This is a genomic window from Devosia ureilytica, from assembly GCF_024273195.1.
Lineage (GTDB): Bacteria > Pseudomonadota > Alphaproteobacteria > Rhizobiales > Devosiaceae > Devosia > Devosia ureilytica.
Window position 1 is genome coordinate 1 of sequence record NZ_JAMZCU010000010.1, and the last position, 18,633, is coordinate 18,633.

Below are 18,633 nucleotides of genomic sequence, written 5' to 3' on the forward strand. Positions count from 1 at the left end.
TCATCCAGATTGTCGCCAGCGTCTCATCCAGATTGCCGCGCTATAGCAGCATGCTCGGATCAGGCCGTAAATGCCTGATCCGAGCATGCTGCCCAGGCCATAGAGTGTCAGCTGGAACGGGCCGACCGACCGGCGCAGCGCGGAAGGTTGAGCAACAACGCTTGTCTCAGTCACCTGCGGACTACTGGGCCACGTAGCCACCATCGACGAGGTGGTAGCCACCGGTGATGGACGAGGCCTCATCCGACAACAGGAAACAGGCCAGCGCAGCAACCTCCTCGGAGCGGCCCAGCCGCCCAATCGGATGCATTCCGGCGATGGCGCCGAGTGTGGCTGCATCAAGGTTTTTCGAGAGCAGCGGCGTATCGATAAAGCCCGCCCCCACCGAGTTGATGCGAATGCCTTTGGTGGCGTATTCGATCGCCGCTGTCTTGGTTAGGCCCAGCACACCGTGCTTGGCCGCCACATAGGCCGAGGAATTGGCGAAGCCGACCGAGCCAAGAATGGAGGCCATGTTGACGATGGCGCCGCCGCCAGCCCGCAACATCGCGGTAGTCTCATATTTCGTGCAGAAGAAGACTGCGTTGAGGTTGACGTCGATTATCTTCTGCCAGCCATCGAGCGGATAGTCGCCGGTCGGTGCCCATCTCGTACGCTCACTTGATCCAGGACAATGCGGCTTTTGGGTCTTGCTGACATGCTGCCGCAACGATTCGGGTTGTGGTGCCCCGTAGTCAGGCAAATGCAGCACGACCGCCGGTCGCCGACGGCTAAGCGCTTACCCCGAACAGGCGGCCAATGAGTGCCGTGACAGCCATTGCGGCCGCACCCCAGAACAATACGCGGGCTGTTGGGCGCAGCTTGGGGGCACCACCGGCCTGGGCGCCAAGTGCCCCGAGGTCCGCAAGGCAGACCAAAGTCGTCACCACCACCACCGGAATGATCGTACCTTCTGGTGCCAGTACGGCTGCGATCAGAGGCAAGGTGGCAGCGACGGTAAAGGTCAGGCCGGACGCAAGGGCGGCTTGCAGCGGGTTAGCGCTGTGGACCTCGGACAAGCCCAGTTCATCCCGGACGTGGGCCCCCAGGGCGTCCTTTTCGGTCAGTTCTCTGGCAACGAGCGCTGCGGTGGCCACAGACAGGCCGCGCAATTCGTAGATCGAGGCCAGTTCGGCCTCTTCCGCCGCAGGCGTGTCGGTCAGCGCCTGCTTCTCGCGCGAGATGTCGGCGCGCTCGATATCGGATTGTGAGCTGACAGATACGTACTCGCCTGCCGCCATGGACATGGCACCGGCAGCGAGCCCGGCCACGCCTGCGATCAGAACGGCGCCTGGGCTCGGGTCTGCAGCAGCGACACCTACGATTAGCGATGACACCGAGACGATGCCGTCATTGGCCCCCAGCACCGCCGCACGTAGCCAGCCGGCGCGGTTTATGAAGTGGACTTCCTCGTGCGCCGATTGGTAGGGCAGGGTCATATTGACTTACCTTGCTCTGCCCCCGGATGAGGCCGTGCTTTAGTTGCCGCTCACGATCGGCCTTTGGGTAGGACTATTCTGGCTTCGAAACCATCACTCGTGTCGGTGGCGTGAGACTTGAACTCGAGGACACCCTTGCCTTTTCAGGATAGATCGCGTTTTGGGCAGCCAAGCCCGCTGCCTTCAGCTGTGGTGGCTCCACTCATGCAGGGCTGTCTGTGGCCTAGAGCTTCTCGGCCCCCTCGCTGGCACGCAAGCTCGCCGACCACCGTCGACCTCGGTCTACTTCAAATTCAGATCCAGAATTGTTACTTTCTCGCGAAAGAATGGCATATGGTTCCACTGCGGCCCAAATGATGTGGTTGCGGCTCGATGATAATTTGCGCCGCCCCGGACCTTCCTACCATTGCATTTGTTTCGTCGTCGGGTTTGGCTTTCGCTCCGCGAGCCGCCGGCATAGAGGCCATCATTATGGCTACCGATACGCCAGTCCTTCCCGATGCCTCCGCGAGCCTGATGCTCGCTATCGTCATCACTTCAACGATGCCGATCATATTGCTGGACCGTGAACTCAGGATCGTCGCCGCAAGCACATCGTTCTGCTCGGCGTTCGATGTCGACGCTGCGGCCATTCCAGGACATCTGCAGTCCGAACTTGGCGGTGGCGAGTGGGACGTGCCGCAGCTTATCTCTGGGTTGATCTCAGCCATATCGGGCAATTCGTCGATCAATGGTTATGAGATGCATCTGAAGCGGGAGGGTCATGACCATCGCGACCTGGTCTTGGAGGCGCACCGCCTTGAATATGGCAAGGACGAAGATGTGCGCATCATGCTATCGGTCGCCGATGTCACCGGCGCCAAGGCCGCGGAAAAGCTCAAGGACGACTTGTTGCGAGACAAGGCAATGCTGTTGCAGGAGCTCCAGCACAGGGTGGCCAACAGTCTGCAGATTATCGCCAGCGTGCTGATGCAGAGTGCCAAAACCAGCATGTCGGACGAGACCCGCGGCCATTTGAACGACGCGCATGATCGAGTCATGTCGGTGGCCAGCTTGCAGAGGCAACTCGCCGTATCCAAAGCTGGTGAGGTGGACCTGCGCACATACTTCAACGATCTATGCCGCAGCATAGGGGCGTCAATGATCCGGGATCGTACGCGAACCAAAATTGAGGTCACGTGCGACGACAGCGTCACCACCGCCGAGACATCGGTCAGCTTGGGCCTGATCGTCACGGAGCTGGTGATCAACTGCCTGAAGCACGCTTTTCCCCACGATCGAAAGGGCGAGATCACTGTCGACTATCGCTCCAGCGGTGCCGATTGGACACTGACGATATGCGACGATGGCGTTGGCATGCCTGACGAGGGCGAGGACTCGAAGCCGGGGCTTGGTACCAGCATTGTAGAGGCCCTGGCCAAACAACTTGGGGCGCTGATCGTCGTCACGAATGCCAGACCAGGTACCCACGTAGCGATTGAGTACATAGATATTTTCGATATCTCCGTGCCCAGGCTTGCACTGGCCGGACGGTAGCAGTGTCTCGCAAAAGGATGGTCGCGAGCGCAAGGGTGCTTGGTGCAAGATGCTCGTTTTCTCCATTCGTGTCCGCTTCCCGGGTTCGGACCCGGGAAGCTCAACGACTGATTTGGGCCCCTGCCCTTCCCGCGGACTCGCTCATGATGAGTGAAGGCCGTCTCCGGCCTGTGCGGTTCCAGCGTTGAAGGAGCCGACAGCGGACCATAGGCCGCCGGACGTCCATCAGATTGCAAGCTATGGATGCTCACATTGCGGACCGCCAGCCGTCAAACTGACGCTCGGACGCAACAGCCGTTAAGTCAGGACGTCTGCCCTCAGAGGCTTCCTAGCGCCGCCTTAGTACCAGATTGATGCCAAGAGCATGATCCCCACCGTCGAGAGGCACCCGCACTGGCCCTGGCGCGAGCGCTTTGGCGGTGTCATCCAAGATCAATGTGCCCCCCGAAGCTGGATCGAATGCATGATTGCGCACGGTAACCTCGTATCTGGTGCCGGCCACGTTGAGCGTAGCGGAGTACTCTGGCCAGGAAGCAGGCAGGCAAGGCTCGACAATGAGCATGTCCCCTTCGCGGCGCAGTCCGAGGATCCCCTCCAGGCCTGCTCGATACATCCATCCGGCCGAGCCAGTGTACCAGGTCCAGCCCCCGCGCCCGACGTGCGGAACGACGCTATAAACATCGGCGGCCACAACATAGGGCTCGACCTTGTAAACCGCTGCAGCGGCCGGCGTGGCGGCATGGTTGATGGGATTGACCAGGGCGAAGAGTTCGTGGGCTTTCTCGGCCTGACCCAATCGGGCAAAGGCGAGAATGGCCCACATGGCGGCGTGGGAATATTGGCCACCATTCTCGCGCAGGCCCGGTGGGTAGCCCTTGATGTAGCCGGGGTCTCGCTCTGTCGTATCGAAGGGCGGGGTGAACAGCAGGGCGAGCCCGTCGTCCTTGCGGATCAGATGTTGCTCCAGCGAAACCATGGCGACGCTGGCGCGGATCGGATCGGCGCCGCCCGACAGCACCGCCCAGGACTGAGCGATGGAGTCGATCCGGCACTCGTCGTTGTCCTTGGAGCCAAGCCAAGACCCGTCGTCGAAGGTGGCGCGCCGATACCATGCACCATCCCAGGCGTCCCGCTCGAGCGATGCCTTGAGCCGAGCCGCCTGCACCCTCCAGCGCTTCGCGCGCTTGGGATCGCGGGCATCGGCAAAGGGCATGATGAGATCGACAGAGCGGAGCAACAGCCAGCCGAGCCAGACGCTTTCTCCCTTTCCGCCTTCACCAACCCGGTTCATGCCGTCGTTCCAGTCGCCAGTGTCCATAAGCGGCAGGCCATGGCTGCCGGAAAGCTTGAACGCCTGATCGAGACCCAGCGCGCAATGCTCGAACAGCGAGGCGGCGTGCTCTGACGGCATGGGCTGGAAGAAGGCGTCGTGCTCGCCCTTGGCCAGTTTTGGGCCATCCAGGAACGGAACGGCTTCATCGAAGATCGCCGTGTCCCCGGTTGTGGTGACATAGGTCGCGGCGGCGAAGGCCAGCCAAACGCGGTCGTCGGAGATGCGGGTTCGCACCCCCTGACCCGAATGGGGCAGCCACCAGTGCTGGACATCGCCCTCGATGAACTGCCGCCCTGCTGCCCGCAGGATATGATGACGGGTGTCCTCGGGACGGGTCAGGGTCAGCGCCATGCCATCCTGGAGCTGGTCGCGGAAACCGTAGGCCCCGCTGGCCTGGTAGAATGCAGAACGCGCGGTGACGCGGCAGGCCAGCGTCTGATAGAGCAGCCAGCCGTTGAGCATGATGTCTATGGCCCGGTCCGGTGTCTTGACCTGGATGGCGCCGAGTATGGATTGCCAATGCGCCTTCACATCGGCAAGCACCAGGTCGAGATCGTTGGTCCGATAGTACTCGACCAACGCCTGCGCTGCCTCATCGGACTGCGCCTCCCCGAGCAGGCAGACGATTTCCACGCTTTCGCCCGCTGCCAGTTCGATTCCTGTCTGCAACGCCGCGCAGGGATCGAAGCCCGCGCCTGTCTTTCCATTGAGAGCCGCGCAACCGGCCAACCCCGCGGGGGCGGAGGCGCTGCCATTGCGCCCGAGAAAGGCCGTGCGATCGGCGGTCCAGGCAGTTTGGCGTCCGCCCATATCGGCAAAGGCGACACGACCGGGGAACGTCATGGCCCATTTGTTGCGGGCCATCATGGCGCCGGTTTGCGGATCGATAGCGGTGATGATGAAGGGGGCGGTAGCGCCGCGCTGGATGCCGAGCACGAACTCGGCATAGCTGGTGACCGAGAGCCGCCGTGCGCGGGCGGAACGGTTGGTCAACGTCAGTCGCGAAATCCGCACCGGGTCGGACAGCGGGACGTAGCAGACCAGCTCACTCTCGATGCCATACGCCTGATGGGCAAAGCGGGAATAGCCGAAGCCATGGGCGGCGACATAGCGCCCTGTATTGCGGATCGGTTGCGCGGTGGGGCTCCACAGGGCCCCGCTCTCCTCGTCCTTGACGTAAATCGCCTCGCCGACGGGATCTGTGACGGGATCGTTCGACCAGGGGGTGATCTGGTTTTCGCGGCTATTGCCGGCCCAGGTGTGAAAGCTGCCCTCTGCCGATACCTGGAAACCAAAGCCGTCATTGGCAATGACATTGATCCAGGGGGCGGGCGTCGTGGCGCCATTCTCGAGCACGGTGACATATTCTGTGCCGTTCCGGGCAAATCCGCCGAGACCGTTGAAGAATTCGAGGTCGCCGGGATGCTCGACTGTCTCGCCGGCAGGTTCTGCGACGGCAGGCGACAGGTGCAGTAGCGGCTGCTCGCTGGCTTCGCTGAGCACGGCCAACTGTTCAGCAATGGAGCCCCGACGGGCGGCAAGCACCACCCGGGCCGTCGCATTCAGCAGGGTGCGGGTCTCCAGAGTTATCAGGTCCGTCCGGAGGACATGCACCGAGCCCTGGGCGGGTTTGTCATCAAAGCGCGGGCGTGACTGGCTGGAGCGCAAGGCGGCCTCAATGGCGTTCTGCAGGTCCTGCACATAGGAGGAGCCACGCTCGTTGAGGATCACGAGATCGACGGCCAGGCGCTTGATCCGCCAATATTCGTGGGCACGCAGGATCTGGCGCAGTTGCGGCATGTCCTCGACCGCATCGATGCGAAACAGCACGATGGGCAGGTCGCCGGAGATGGCATTGGGCCACAATCCCGATTGCGGGCCGGCGCCGGCCGCGATGACATCGGAGGGGGGTCGGAAGCGCGGATCGGCGTAAAGGATCGGCGCCGCCAGTCGCTGAAAATCCGCAGCCTCATCCAGCGTGACATCGAGATGTTGCAATTGAACCTGTGCCTGGGTCCAGGCCAGGGTCTTGGCGCGCTCAAAGGCACTGCGATCGTGGCGCTTGTCGACCAGTTCGAGCAGTTCCGCCCGCGAAGACGCAACCAGTGTCCAGAAGGCCACGCGCGCGACCTTGCCGGGCTGAATGCGCAAGTGCCGTCGCAGCGAGAAGACCGGGTCGAGCACGGTGCCCACGGTCCCGGATAATTTCCGTCCGCCATGAATAGCAGAAGCGATGCTGATGGACCGATTGCGGCCCAGGAATTTGGCCCGGTCGGATTCGTATTGAGGGTCGTCGATGACCTCGCCTTCGACCACGGCGAAATGAGCCGCCCAGATTTCGGGCTCGCTGGGTGCACGCCGGCGTCGGGTGGCGATCAGCGCTCCAAACTCAGGCAGATATTCGGTCTGCACAAACATCTTGGCGAAGGCGGGATGGGCATTGTCGATCGCGGGTGTCGTCAGCACCAGTTCGGCATAGGAGGTCACCTCGACCTCACGCGCGCGCCGACCGCTATTGGCGAGGGAAATCCTGCGCACTTCCCCGTCATCCTCACCGGACACCAGGACATCCATTTCCGTGGACAGCGAGCCGTCGCGGCGCAGATATTGGGCGTGGTCCTCGCCAAAGACTACCGAGGCTTCAGCAGCCCCATCCAGTGGCCGGGTGGTCGGCGAGAAGATCGCCCCGCTCTGCGTATCCTTGAGAAAGACAAAGGCACCGCAATCATCGCGTGTCGCGTCCTCGCGCCAGCGGGTGACGGCGATGTCGCGCCAGCGGCTGTAGCCGCCGCCTGAGGCGGTCAACATGACCGCATAGCGACCGTTGGACAGCAAATTGGTAACGGGCGCACCTCCGCGCGGCAGCATCAGCCGGCGTCCGACCGGTGCCGGATTGAGTGCCAGACGCGCGGACGCCCTGACCTCCTCGGCGCGCGGATGTCCGGTGGCGACACCGCGCGGCATGCGCTCGGAGAGCAGCAATTCACTCGCCTTGATCATGGGTTCGCGGTGGAAGCGGGCCCGCATGCGTCCTTGATGCAGCACATTGGCAATGGCCACGATGGTCATGCCCTGATGGTGCGCCATGTAGTTGCACACGACGGCATAACCTTCGCTTTCCTGCAGGCGGGAACGGGTGAAGTCGAGCGCCTCGTAGAAGCCATACACGCCGCGCCCGTCCATGTCGTCGAAGCGCCGGAAGTTTGCGGCTGCGCTCGTGGGATCGACCATGGCGGCAAGGCCGGTGGCGTAGGGAGCGACCACCATATTGGCTGAAAGCCCGCGCTTGAGACCCAGCCCCGGGACCCCGAAATTGGAATATTGATAGGTGAACTCGTAGTCGCGGGCGCTATAGGCGGATTCCGAGACGCCCCATGGTACATTGCGGGCCCGGCCATAGGCTTCCTGGCGGGCGACGACCAGGCGGTTGGTATCGTCCAGAAGGCTTCCCGCCGGTGCGCGCATGACCAGCGAGGGCATGAGATATTCGAACATCGAGCCTGACCAGGAAATTAGCGCCGAACCATTCCCGAGAGGGGTGGCGGCGCGCCCCAGTCGGAACCAGTGCCGTGTCATGACATCGCCCTTGGCAATGGCGAACAGACTGGCAAGCCGCGCTTCTGACGCCAGTAAATCGTAGCAATTGGTGTCGAGCCCATTGTCCGTCAGCGAATAGCCGATGGACAGGAGCTTCCTGTCCGGGTCGAGCAGGAAAGCAAACTCCATCTCCAGTGCCGTCTTTCGGGCGACCCCCGCCAGTGCCCGCAGGCGCACAACAAGGGCATCGGGATCTCGGTGCAGGAGGTCGCGGTCGCGGGCCTTTTCGTCGAGCAGGGTGCGCAGCGCCGCTGTCCAATAGGAGAGGTCGGTTTCCAGACCACCCGTTTGTGCGGGACGGGAGAGTCTCGATGCCTTGTCCGACAGCCTCGACAGCGTCGGCGTCATTGCATCGAGCGATTGCGGACCGGCAAGAAGGGCCGCGATCTCATCAAGAACCGGGGTAATGGCCTCGACCACCTCAGCAGGGTGGTCAACCAGAGCCCTGCGCGCCAGGGCGAGAGCATCGGCAAAACCGCTGAGGGTTTCGACATGGGCCATCTCTGCCCATTCCTCACAGGCATTGGCCAGGGTGATCAGATGTCCGGCCAGGTTGCCGCTATCCACCGAAGACACATACGCCGGATCGAGCGCCCGCAAGTCACGCGTGTCGTACCAGTTGAAGAAATGTCCCTTGAAGCGGGCCAGCCTGGCGAGCGTTGCAAAGCTGGCTTCGAGTCGTTCGACGGTGTCTAGCCTGCCGGTCCAGCCGAAGTCCCGCGCCGCGACGATGGACAGGAAGTAAAGCCCGACATTGGTCGGCGAGGTGCGATGCGCGATCGCCGGGGTCGGTGTTTCCTGGAAATTGTCCGGCGGCAGCATGTTTTCGCGCGCCGTAACGAAAGTTTCGAAGTAGCGCCAGGTGCTGCGAGCGATCAGCCGCAAATAGTCGGCATCGGCGCTGCTCAACGGCTTGCCGGTCGGTCTTGGAGGCGGACGGCTAACCCAGAGCGCAATTGCCGGCGCACCCAGCCAGAGCAATGCCAGAGGAAGCGCCAGTGGCCACGAGGTGGGGGAAACCAGCAGGACGGGCGCAAGCAGGACCAGGGCCATGACCGTGCCCCCCGACATGTCGCGATAGAACCCGGCCAGGGTCAGCCGTGTGCGTCCACCGGCGCTGGCGGCGGTGGTCCATTCGATCAGATGCTTGCGTGTGATCCAAAGACGAGACAGGGTCCGCAGCACGGCGTCGCCATTTCGCCAGACCTGGTCGGGCAGGAAGGCAAGGCCCAAGAGGACTTGCAGGACGGCGGTTCTGGCATCGCTCGCCAGCGCGCGCAGATGGTTTTGCCACTGCATGCCGCTGCGGTGTGGCAGGATGGCGAACAGCACGGGAAGAATTGCCGGCACAGCAAGGGCAGCAAGGACCCAGCCTGCCACGAACAGTCCGGTGTGCAGCGGCATCAGGCAGGCAAGCACAAGCATCAGGAAGGCCGCGGGCGCAACAAGCGAGCGCCGCAGATTGTCTGCCATCTTCCAGCGCCCAAGAGCTGGAAGCGAGGAACTCCCCGCGATCCAGGGCAGCAATTGCCAGTCGCCCCGCGTCCAGCGATGCTGGCGCCGGGCGGCCACGTCGTAGCGGGCGGGAAAATCGTCGACCACCTCGACGTCGGATGCCAGCCCAGCACGCGCGTAAGTGCCTTCGAACAGATCGTGGCTCAGAAGAGTATTGTCCGGAATGCGTCCGGCCAGCGACGCCTCGAAGGCGTCCACGTCGTAGATGCCCTTGCCGGTGTAGGACCCTTCCCCGAACAGATCCTGATAGACGTCCGAAACCGCCGCCGCGTATGGGTCGATGCCGCCGGGAGCCGAGAACACCCGCTGGTAGAGCGATCCGTCGCGCCCAACGGGAAGTGATGGGGTGACGCGGGGCTGGATGATGGCATAGCCATCGACCACACGCCGATCCTCGACACCCAAGCGCGGCCGATTGAGCGGATGGGCCATCTTGCCCACGAGACGCAGGGCCGCATCGCGGGGCAATCGCGTGTCGGAATCGAGGGTGATGACGTAGCGGACATTGGCGGGCACGGCGGGTACCTGGCCATCGGGTGTGGCAAAACTGGTATCGGTGGCGCCGCGCAGGAGGCGGTTGAGTTCGCTCAGCTTGCCCCGCTTGCGCTCCCAGCCCATCCAGACGCCTTCGCCGCCATTGAAACGGCGATTGCGGTTGAGCAGCATGAAGCGGTCGCCCGCGGGTCCGGGGCCATGGCGCCGGTTCAGCTCGGCAACGGTTTCATGGCCGAGAGCGAGCAGTTCGCCATCGCCCTCCAGGGTCTCTGCGTCTGCATCGAGCCCGTCGGTCAGCAAGGCGAAGCTGATGTCGCCGCCGGTTCCGGAGAGGTAGTGCACCTCGAGCCGTTCGATGTCCTCGATCAGTTCGGCTCGGCTCACGAGCAAGGTAGGCACGACGACCAAGGTTCGGAATTGTTCGGGTACGCCGCCGGCCAGTTCGAGGCCCGGCAAGCTCGAAGCTCCGGCTCCCCAGCTGACGGCCCGATTGACGATGGCCGTGGCCGCCTCGCTGGCGGGAAGGAGCGCCAAGGCCAGAAGCGGGTAAAGCAAGCCGGCGGCGGGATATATGCCCCAAACCGGCCAGAGGAGGATGGCGACCAGCACCAGCGTCGCCGCGGCAATGGTGGCGCCATAGCCGCCGATACCCATCCGGCCCATCAGCCGGGCCAGATGCAGGCGCACGGGTTGGCGAAACTTTATGGTTCGTTCAAATGCGGGGCGGCCCTGGGCCACTAGGTGATGACCGGGATCACTAAGCCGTTCGGTCTCGATTACCGAGGCGTCCACACCTCCAGCGGTTGCTGCCGCTTCGACAGCCGCTCGGGCAATCTCGAGTTCGGACAGCTCCGAGCCGCGGGCGAGATGTTCGATGGCGCTGCGATAGAGATCGCGCGTCGCAAAATCCATCGAGGGGAAATGGCCGTTCTCGTTCAGCGCGGCATCGACAAGACTGACGCGCTCGAACAGGTCGGCCCAGTCGATGTCGGAAATCAGGCGCATGCTGGTGATGATATTGCGCACAGTGACATTGGACGCGCCCTGGCGCTGCTGGGCGTGCCGGACAACGTTCTCGATGGAGCTGTTCTGGCGGGCCAGTCGCGCTTCGAACCAGCCATGCGCGGGCGTGGTGCTGGGGTCGTGGTCGCGCAGGCGCTTGGCCAGCTGTGCCGCGAACAATTCCGGCAGTGGCCTGTCAGGCATTCGCCCGATCACCGCATTGACGCTGTCGCTGGTGAGCAGGAGATCGGCCAGTGCATCAGCTTCGGCCCGGTCCTTGCGTCCAGCCGTAATCTGGTCGGCGAGCCGACGCATATTCTCCACCAGCACGATGCGCAGGGTGATTGCCACGGCCCACAGCTCCCCGATGGTCAGGGGCTGAACATGCTGATAGGCCGCGATGAACCGCGTCAGCGTTTCGGGATCGAAGTGACTGTCGGTATGGGCGATAAAGCCCCAAGCTAATCCGAAGACCCGCGGATAGCCAGCGAACGGCCCTTCTGCGAGCTTCGGCAATTGCCTGTAGTAATTGGGTGGCAGATCGTCATGGATTTCACGGATCTGCTCTTCGACCAGATGATAATTGTCCAACAGCCACTCCGCCGCAGGTACAACTTCGCGCGCGCTTTCAACCTCGACGGCACTGGCGCGATAGGCGGCCAGCAACACGGCTGCGTTGCTCTTCAATCGCCTGCGGAGAGATAGGACCGCACGCGGTCGTCCCGTTATGACCTGGGCGGTGGCGAGGCTTTGCGCATGCTGTTCAAGCCGTTCGACGCCAAACAGATCCTCTCGCACTGGAGCCGTATCATTCCACGGTGTGGCCGGGAGCCGGCGTTCGGTCGAAACGGGACTATCGAGGACTGTCATCTGTGTTCATCCTCAAGGAGCCTGGGTTATGTGTCCCTGGCCAGTGGCATCTGCCGCAGGGCATGCAATGGGTTTGCCGGATCGGAGATTGATCCGGCACTGCGCCGTCAGTTTTTCTTCTTGGGTACGGCGATACGATCGAGCACGGCCTTGGCAGCAGGAGCCGTGGTCGTGGCGGGCGGTGCCTTTACCATCTTCGGTTTCTTCAACTCGCGGTTACCGCGCATCTGTCCCTTAGCCATGACATTTCCTCGGCCCGGATACGGCCGGGCTGCCGACCGGACAGGCCGGCAACGTGATTGAGTTATTCCATCAATCCGGGTGGCAGATTGCCCAGTTTCAAGAGCATGCTCGGTTCGTCGTAGGACGCCGCGTTCAGGATCGGAGCGCCCTGTAACGGACGGTGCGGATGGCATGCGCGGCGATGCCGCCGACAAAGGCGAGGCTGGTAACGCCTGCGAACGCCAGCCCATGCCTCGGCAGACTGATGTGATAAAAGCCCGCGACTGCCAGCAGGATCACCGCGGCCAGGGAAAACCCAACAAAGCCATAGGTCAGCGCCGAACAGTTCGGCAGGCCCGACGCCTGCCTGGTCGAAGGTGCTGGCTGTTCGCGTTTACTCACACGTGCGCCAGGCGTTTCAGCGGAAACGCCGGCGCATTGTAGAGTTCGCGTATCTGCCCGCCGTTGAAACGTTGTTCCTCGACCTCCAGCACGGAGCCGCCGACCAGTTCGGCCGGCAAGGTTTCGATCGTGTAGCGCACGGCTTCGGCGGCGGTGGAGAAACGCCTGTAGCGTTCACGGGAGGCGCGCCTGCTGTTCTTGCCGGGAAACAGCTCAGCGGTAGCGGAATAGTCAAATTTTGTCATATCCGTTCCTTCTATCAGGGAGCTGGTGGAAGGGCATGGCCGGACGACACTGCCCGGGCATATTGGTCCTGCGGAGAATTGGCCGCCCGAAGGCGACCGATCCATCAGGACAGCTGCAGATTGACCGGCGATTCACGGCCGTCGCGGCCGGATTCCACCTCGTATGAAAGCTTCTGGCCATCGTTGAGGGACGACAGGCCTGCGCGCTCGACTGCGCTGACATGGACGAAAGCATCCTTGCCGCCTTCATCCGGGGTGATGAAACCGAAACCTTTGGTGGAATTGTAGAACTTTACTGTGCCGCTGGTCATAAACTTGACTTTCGAAACCCTTCGCCAAATGGCGAATGTGCATTGCCCCACCGCGAAATACGGCAGGGGGATAAACGTTCGCAAATTCAGGGTTCGCTAAGCGTCCGGCTGGGGCGGGAGGATCAGGGGGCCTTAGAGGCTGAAAACGTGGTCTATAGATGGGTGTACAATGCGTTGTTTTCAAGGCCACTGCGCCGCATAGAGTCTTTTGGGGCGCTGAGCTTCGAAGTGCCGTAAAGTTCGCAACACCGCCGGGTCTACCGGGAAGGAGCAAGTAGGGGCCCTGGAGTCCTGGAAAGCCTCTTCGCACTGCAAAGAAGGCTTCGCCGCGTCAGCGATGCCAATCGAGTAGGGTGCGCTTTCAAGCGGACGGGCAGCTTCTAACCATCGGTTCTGAGATCATGAATGGCCGGAATGGGGCGCATCAGCGATGGTCCGGATATGCTCACTGGAAGAGACGCGATCATGGTTTTTCTGACCGTCCGGTTGCGGTGTTCGAATTGAGGTCGTGGACCGGCGGTGTTCTCCTGTGCAGCCTCACCTGCGGTGGGGCCGCTGATCGTCAGACTTCGGTGTGTTCCGCCAGTTCCAGTGCGTCTTCGACATCGACGCCCAGATAACGAACCGTGTTCTCAATCTTGGTATGGCCAAGAAGGATCTGCACGGCGCGGAGATTGCCGGTCGCCTTGTAGATGAGCGAGGCCTTAGTGCGCCTCAGCGAATGCGTGCCATATTCCTCCTTGCGGAGACCGATGGCAGTCACCCACTCATCCACCAGTCGAGCATATTGCCTGGTGCTCAGGTGATTGTTCGGATCGGCTCGGCTGGGAAACGCGAAATCCTCTACCGAGCCTCCTCGCCTTTCGAGCCACGCCAACAAACTTGTTCNCGCCTTGTAGATGAGCGAGGCCTTAGTGCGCCTCAGCGAATGCGTGCCATATTCCTCCTTGCGGAGACCGATGGCAGTCACCCACTCATCCACCAGTCGAGCATATTGCCTGGTGCTCAGGTGATTGTTCGGATCGGCTCGGCTGGGAAACGCGAAATCCTCTACCGAGCCTCCTCGCCTTTCGAGCCACGCCAACAAACTTGTTCTGGCGTCTGTTGTGATCTCGAACTGCACCGGTCGACCGGTCTTCTGCTGGATCACCATTGCCCGGGCGCGAATATCGTGACCGGTGACCAATGTGCCGATTTTGAGTTTGACCAGATCGCAGCCTCGCAGCTTGCTATCTATGGCGAGGTCAAACAACGCTCGGTCGCGCATGCGGCCCTCCCGATCCAGGAAGAACCGGATGGCCCAGATCTGCCGGACCTTGAGCGCCCGCTTTGCGCCAACTTGCCGACCGGCGTTCCACGCCGGCCGACCTCTGGCGGCGGGGTCATATTGAGAGATACCCATTTTCATTCTCCTTTGGCCGACATCGGCCAATCAGAGAACGATTAGGGCGAAGGCATCGTCACTCGGCATCGTGCCGCCTCGCGAGAATGGTGCCCCTGCCCCACAATCCTCCTCGGCCGCGCCTCCAGCGGGGCCGCAATCGGCCAGTCGGCTTAAAGCGCTCAGCCTGACAAAGCTGACCCACGTCACCAACCGCCTGAGACGTCATAGGCCTGGAAAGTGGCTTAGTCGACCATCCGTGAAAGTGCTACGGATCGAGCACATACCCCTGTCCGCGCACAGACTTGATGGGGGGCTCGCGACCATTGACCGTCAGGGACCGCTTCAGGCGGTTTATTTGTACATCCACAGCTCGAACACTTGTGGTGTTTTTCTCGGAGAATGCCGCCAGAAGCTCTTCTCGAGGCACAACCTTACCAGCACGTTCCATTAGAAGGTCGAGAAGTTTGAAAGCGCTAATCGTTAGGTGAACATTCTTACCGCGGCGAGTTACTTCAAATCTTTCCCGGTCAAGCCTGATGTCTCCGATGATTGGTTGCTCCTCGAATCCCCAAGGATGACTTTGCCTGAGAAGGTCAATCACAGAATTTTTGAGCTTGGCCAGATCAAGTGGAGCTGCAAATACATCCGAAGCTCCCGCAGCAAGAGCTGCAGTCCGATCGCTTTCTCCTATTGAGAAACCGTACAATGCGCAGGGCCAGGTAACGCTCGAAGCTATTGCGTGATGCGGTTGACGCGCCGTTTCGCGCCCCATGCACGAACCCGCTTCGCGGGAGGGTGCGCGCGGTCAGTTCAGCGTCATCGTTTAGGTCTTTGAGCGGCTGAGGTCGCAGTCGGACCATGGAGTTTCTTCAACGAGAGGAACTCCCCATGGTTACGTCACCGACCGCCGCTCCCACCACGCCGCTCCGCCGACGCATGCAGCAGGACATGCTGATGCGCGGCCTGGGCGTCCACACCCAGCACGATTACGTGCGTCATGTCCGGCGCTTTGCCGCCTTCTTAGGGCAGAGCCCTGATGTGGCCACGGCAGACGATATCCGCCGCTACCAGCTCTTTCAGCATGAGAACGGCGTCAGCCCCTCCACGATCAACGGCGCGGTCTCGGCCTTGCGCTTCCTGTTCGACGTGACGCTGAAGCGGCGGGATCTGTCGCGGGCCCTGGTGATCACCCGCTATCAGCGCCAGCTGCCCGACGTGCTCAGCATCGAGGAGGCGGCCCGGTTGCTCGAGGCGGCACCAGGCATCAAGTACAAGGCCGCGCTCGGGGTCGCCTATGGCGCCGGCCTGCGCGTCTCCGAGGTGGCGCACCTCAAGGTCGACGACATCGACAGCGCCCGCATGTTGATCCGGATTGAACAGGGCAAGGGGCGCAAGGATCGCAATGCCATGCTCTCGCCCCAGCTGCTGGAGCTGCTGCGACTGTGGTGGCGCGAAGGCAAGCAGCGGGGCGTGATGCTGCCCCATGGCTGGCTGTTTCCGGGGCGCTCGCGCACCGATCCGATCTCGTCACGGCAATTGCATCGCGCGGTGCAGGAAGCGGCCGAGGTCGCCGGCATCCGCAAGAAGGTCAGCCCGCATACCTTGCGGCACAACTTTGCCACGCACCTGCTGGAGCAGGATGTCGATATCCGGGTCATCCAGGTGCTGCTCGGGCATTCCAAGCTCGAGACCACTGCGCTCTACACCAAGGTCTCGACCCGCACGATCCAGGCGGTGGCCAGCCCCCTCGACCGGCTGATGGCCCTGATGGAGGACAAGCCTCCGCCCGCCTGACCCGGTGCGCTCCACTATCGAGGTTGCCGATATCTTTCGCTCTGCCGGCCCTGCTTATCGGCTCGCCCATGCCGGGCATTTGAGCCTCAGCCAGCTCAAGGTCATGTCGGCGATCGAGACCTGTCGCACCGCTGCTCTGGGCGGTCACGTCGAAGCCTGCGCGGACTGCGGGCATCAGCGGATCGCCTACAACTCCTGTCGCAACCGGCACTGTCCCCGGTGCCAGGGCGCGGCGGCACGCACATGGTTGGAGGCCCAGGAGGCCAATCTCCTGCCGGTCGGCTACTTCCACGTCGTGTTCACGCTGCCCGCAGAGATCGCCGACATTGCCTTCCACAACAAGGCGCTGATGTACGATCTGCTGTTCAAGGCCGCATCCGAGACCATGCTGACCATCGCCGCCGACCCAAAGCACCTGGGCGCCCGCATCGGCATCACCGCCGTGCTTCACACCTGGGGTTCGGCCATGGCCCACCATCCCCACATCCACATGATCGTGCCGGGTGGTGGCCTCACACAGGATGGCCGGTGGATCTCATCGCGACCGGCCTTCCTGCTGCCGGTGCGGGTGCTCGGCGCGCTGTTCCGCCGGTTGTTCCTGAGCAGGCTGCTCGACCTCCATAATGTCGGAAAGCTCGCCTTCTTCGGCAAGCTGGCAGGGCTCAACGACCGCCGGACCTTCATCCGTCACCTTGCACCGATCCGCAAGAAGCGCTGGGTGGTCTATGCCAAAGCGCCCTTTGCCGGGCCTGAGGCGGTGCTCGCCTACCTCTCGCGCTATACCCACCGGGTCGCGATCTCGAACAGCCGCCTCATCGCCTTCGACGGCAATGAGGTCACCTTCCGCTACAAGGATTATCGCCGCAGCGGCGCCAACCGGCAGCGCGTCATGACCCTGGCCGCCGACGAGTTCATCCGCCGCTTCCTGATCCACATCCTGCCGCGCGGCTTCCACCGCATCCGGCACTACGGCCTGCTCGCCAGCTCCGCCCGCAAGGACTGCCTCGCCCAGGCCCGCAACATGCTGGGGGTGGCGCCGGCGACGGACGAACCGCCGACCGCCGAGACCTCAGACCCGCGCCCGCCCTGTCCCTGCTGCGGCGGCACCATGGTGATCATCGAGACCTTCGTGGCGTGGTGCCAGCCCCGGGCGCCGCCAACCACGAGACCACCAACCCGGGAGACCGTCCATGACCCGGCATGATCCGCTCGTTCAAACGGCCGCGCCACATCGTGGGCCGACGAAATGGTTCGCGCCAGGCGCTCCAGCGACCATCATCATGCGCGCCGATCTCGCCACTACCGTCGCCGCTGAGGCTCAAAGGCTACCCGGACGACGTTCAACAGGCAGGTGCGCCACGCCATATGCCACCGCCCGCAGCAGGACTTCGGTCACGCCAAATCAGAAAACCCCAGTGCATGCGGACCGCGGGTTCCTGCATGGGTGGCTTTGCGACGCCAAACGGCATCCCAAACCCTTCACCATTTGAGACATCCGAGCACTTGGAATACTTCTCCAAAAGCGGACAATCGTGCTATTGTTTGATTCTGGTGTTGCCCACGCCTCCCCCCTCCGCTGGGAAAGTAAATATCATACAGGGCGAGTAACGAACCCAGCCAAGTTCCGGGCAAAAGCAAAAGGAGGGATTGCTGATAACGCTCGCACTGGAAGGGTATTATGAAGCTCTCAGCACCAATCTATCAACTCAAGCGCACGGCAAAACAGCTCGCCCGTAGCCGGGGAGTTGATCTCAATGTCGCCCTTGACCGCGTTGCTGCGGCAGAAGGTTTCAGTAGTTGGAGCCTGCTTGCAGCGAAGTATGCATCAAGTTCGTCTGCGGCTAAGCTGTATGCAGGCCTGAAACTTGGCGAAGTCATGCTTATCGCAGCACGTCCGGGACAAGGAAAGACCCTGCTTGCCTTGGAGATTGTGGCCGAGGCCCTGAAGGACGGCAAACAGGGCATGTTCTTCACACTCGAGTATACCGAAGCGGAAGTTCATGCGCGTTTCGCGTTGATAGGCTTCGAGGCCGGACAGTTTGGGGACGCCTTCAAACTCGACTGTTCAGACGATATTTGTGCGGACTACATCATTGCCAAGGCAGAGACAGCTCGGCCTGGAACGGTGGTCGCAGTCGACTATTTGCAGTTGATGGATCAGAAGCGAACACACCCACACCTATCCGAACAGATGTTGGCTCTGAGGACCTTTGCGGATGACCGAGGATTGGTGTTTCTCATGATCTCTCAGATTGCCCGCACATATGATCCTGTCGCGAAGCGCGTTCCTGATCTGACGGACGTCAGATTGCCCAATCCCGTCGACATGGCTGTGTTCACCAAGACGCATTTTATTGGCGATCATCCGTCGGCATCCGAAGCGGCTCATTAGTCCGCTCGCCCTGCCGCAGGCCATGCGGCCTGCGGATTTTAGGTCGGCATTTGTGGG

At 62.2% G+C, this 18,633-nt stretch carries 12 protein-coding genes and 2 pseudogenes; 4 read left to right on the forward strand and 10 right to left on the reverse strand.

From position 1 onward, the window contains the following. Positions 1-181: 181 nt before the first annotated feature. Positions 182-637, reverse strand: a pseudogene (locus tag NIM87_RS17940) (SDR family NAD(P)-dependent oxidoreductase); the annotation flags it as partial. Positions 638-770: 133 nt separating this feature from the next. After that, positions 771-1,478 (reverse strand): VIT1/CCC1 transporter family protein, encoded by a 708-nt coding sequence (locus NIM87_RS17945; RefSeq protein ID WP_254676116.1) that lies wholly within the window; start codon positions 1,476-1,478, stop codon positions 771-773. 471 nt (positions 1,479-1,949) lie between these two features. Here NIM87_RS17945 and NIM87_RS17950 point away from each other — a divergent pair, with 471 nt between their 5' ends. After that, a complete protein-coding gene (locus NIM87_RS17950; protein ID WP_254676118.1) occupies positions 1,950-3,014 on the forward strand; it encodes a sensor histidine kinase in 1,065 nt (354 codons plus the stop codon). Positions 3,015-3,342: 328 nt separating this feature from the next. On the opposite strand, the gene NIM87_RS17955 is transcribed toward NIM87_RS17950, so the two are convergent. The 8 genes and pseudogenes from NIM87_RS17955 to NIM87_RS17985 all read right to left on the reverse strand — a co-directional run bounded on the left by NIM87_RS17955 (position 3,343) and on the right by NIM87_RS17985 (position 15,162). Continuing rightward, positions 3,343-11,826 carry a GH36-type glycosyl hydrolase domain-containing protein gene (locus tag NIM87_RS17955; protein ID WP_254676119.1) on the reverse strand — a complete coding sequence of 2,828 codons (8,484 nt, stop codon included), beginning with the start codon at positions 11,824-11,826 and terminating at the stop codon, positions 3,343-3,345. Between the two features lie 107 nt (positions 11,827-11,933). Then, positions 11,934-12,068, reverse strand: a complete 135-nt coding sequence (locus tag NIM87_RS18650) for a hypothetical protein (protein WP_269468506.1) — start codon at positions 12,066-12,068, stop codon at positions 11,934-11,936. Positions 12,069-12,201: 133 nt separating this feature from the next. Then, a complete protein-coding gene (locus NIM87_RS17960) occupies positions 12,202-12,450 on the reverse strand; it encodes a hypothetical protein (RefSeq protein WP_254676120.1) in 249 nt (82 codons plus the stop codon). Then, the gene (locus NIM87_RS17965; protein WP_254676121.1) at positions 12,447-12,695 is read right to left on the reverse strand and encodes a hypothetical protein; all 249 of its coding nucleotides are present in this window, start codon (positions 12,693-12,695) and stop codon (positions 12,447-12,449) included. Before NIM87_RS17965 ends, NIM87_RS17960 begins: the two co-directional genes overlap by 4 nt. Positions 12,696-12,799: 104 nt before the next feature. Continuing rightward, positions 12,800-13,006: a cold-shock protein gene (locus NIM87_RS17970; protein WP_254676122.1), complete on the reverse strand. Its 207-nt coding sequence runs from the start codon at positions 13,004-13,006 to the stop codon at positions 12,800-12,802. 562 nt (positions 13,007-13,568) lie between these two features. Continuing rightward, on the reverse strand, positions 13,569-13,781 hold the full coding sequence (locus NIM87_RS18865; protein WP_462804860.1) for a tyrosine-type recombinase/integrase: 213 nt from the start codon (positions 13,779-13,781) through the stop codon (positions 13,569-13,571). 96 nt (positions 13,782-13,877) lie between these two features. Continuing rightward, a pseudogene (locus NIM87_RS18870) lies at positions 13,878-14,408 on the reverse strand (tyrosine-type recombinase/integrase); the annotation flags it as partial. 247 nt (positions 14,409-14,655) lie between these two features. Beyond that, complete coding sequence (locus tag NIM87_RS17985) at positions 14,656-15,162, reverse strand: winged helix family transcriptional regulator (RefSeq protein ID WP_254676124.1); 507 nt, start codon at positions 15,160-15,162, stop codon at positions 14,656-14,658. 116 nt (positions 15,163-15,278) lie between these two features. Between NIM87_RS17985 and NIM87_RS17990 the strand changes: the two genes are divergently transcribed. From NIM87_RS17990 to NIM87_RS18000, 3 genes are all read left to right on the forward strand, one after another. Beyond that, positions 15,279-16,184, forward strand: a complete 906-nt coding sequence (locus tag NIM87_RS17990; protein WP_254676125.1) for a tyrosine-type recombinase/integrase — start codon at positions 15,279-15,281, stop codon at positions 16,182-16,184. A 4-nt stretch (positions 16,185-16,188) separates the two neighbouring features. Next, positions 16,189-17,388, forward strand: coding sequence for an IS91 family transposase (locus NIM87_RS17995; RefSeq protein WP_254676126.1), 1,200 nt, complete (start codon positions 16,189-16,191; stop codon positions 17,386-17,388). Between the two features lie 474 nt (positions 17,389-17,862). Next, the gene (locus NIM87_RS18000; protein WP_254676127.1) at positions 17,863-18,576 is read left to right on the forward strand and encodes a DNA helicase; all 714 of its coding nucleotides are present in this window, start codon (positions 17,863-17,865) and stop codon (positions 18,574-18,576) included. Positions 18,577-18,633 lie beyond the last annotated feature (57 nt).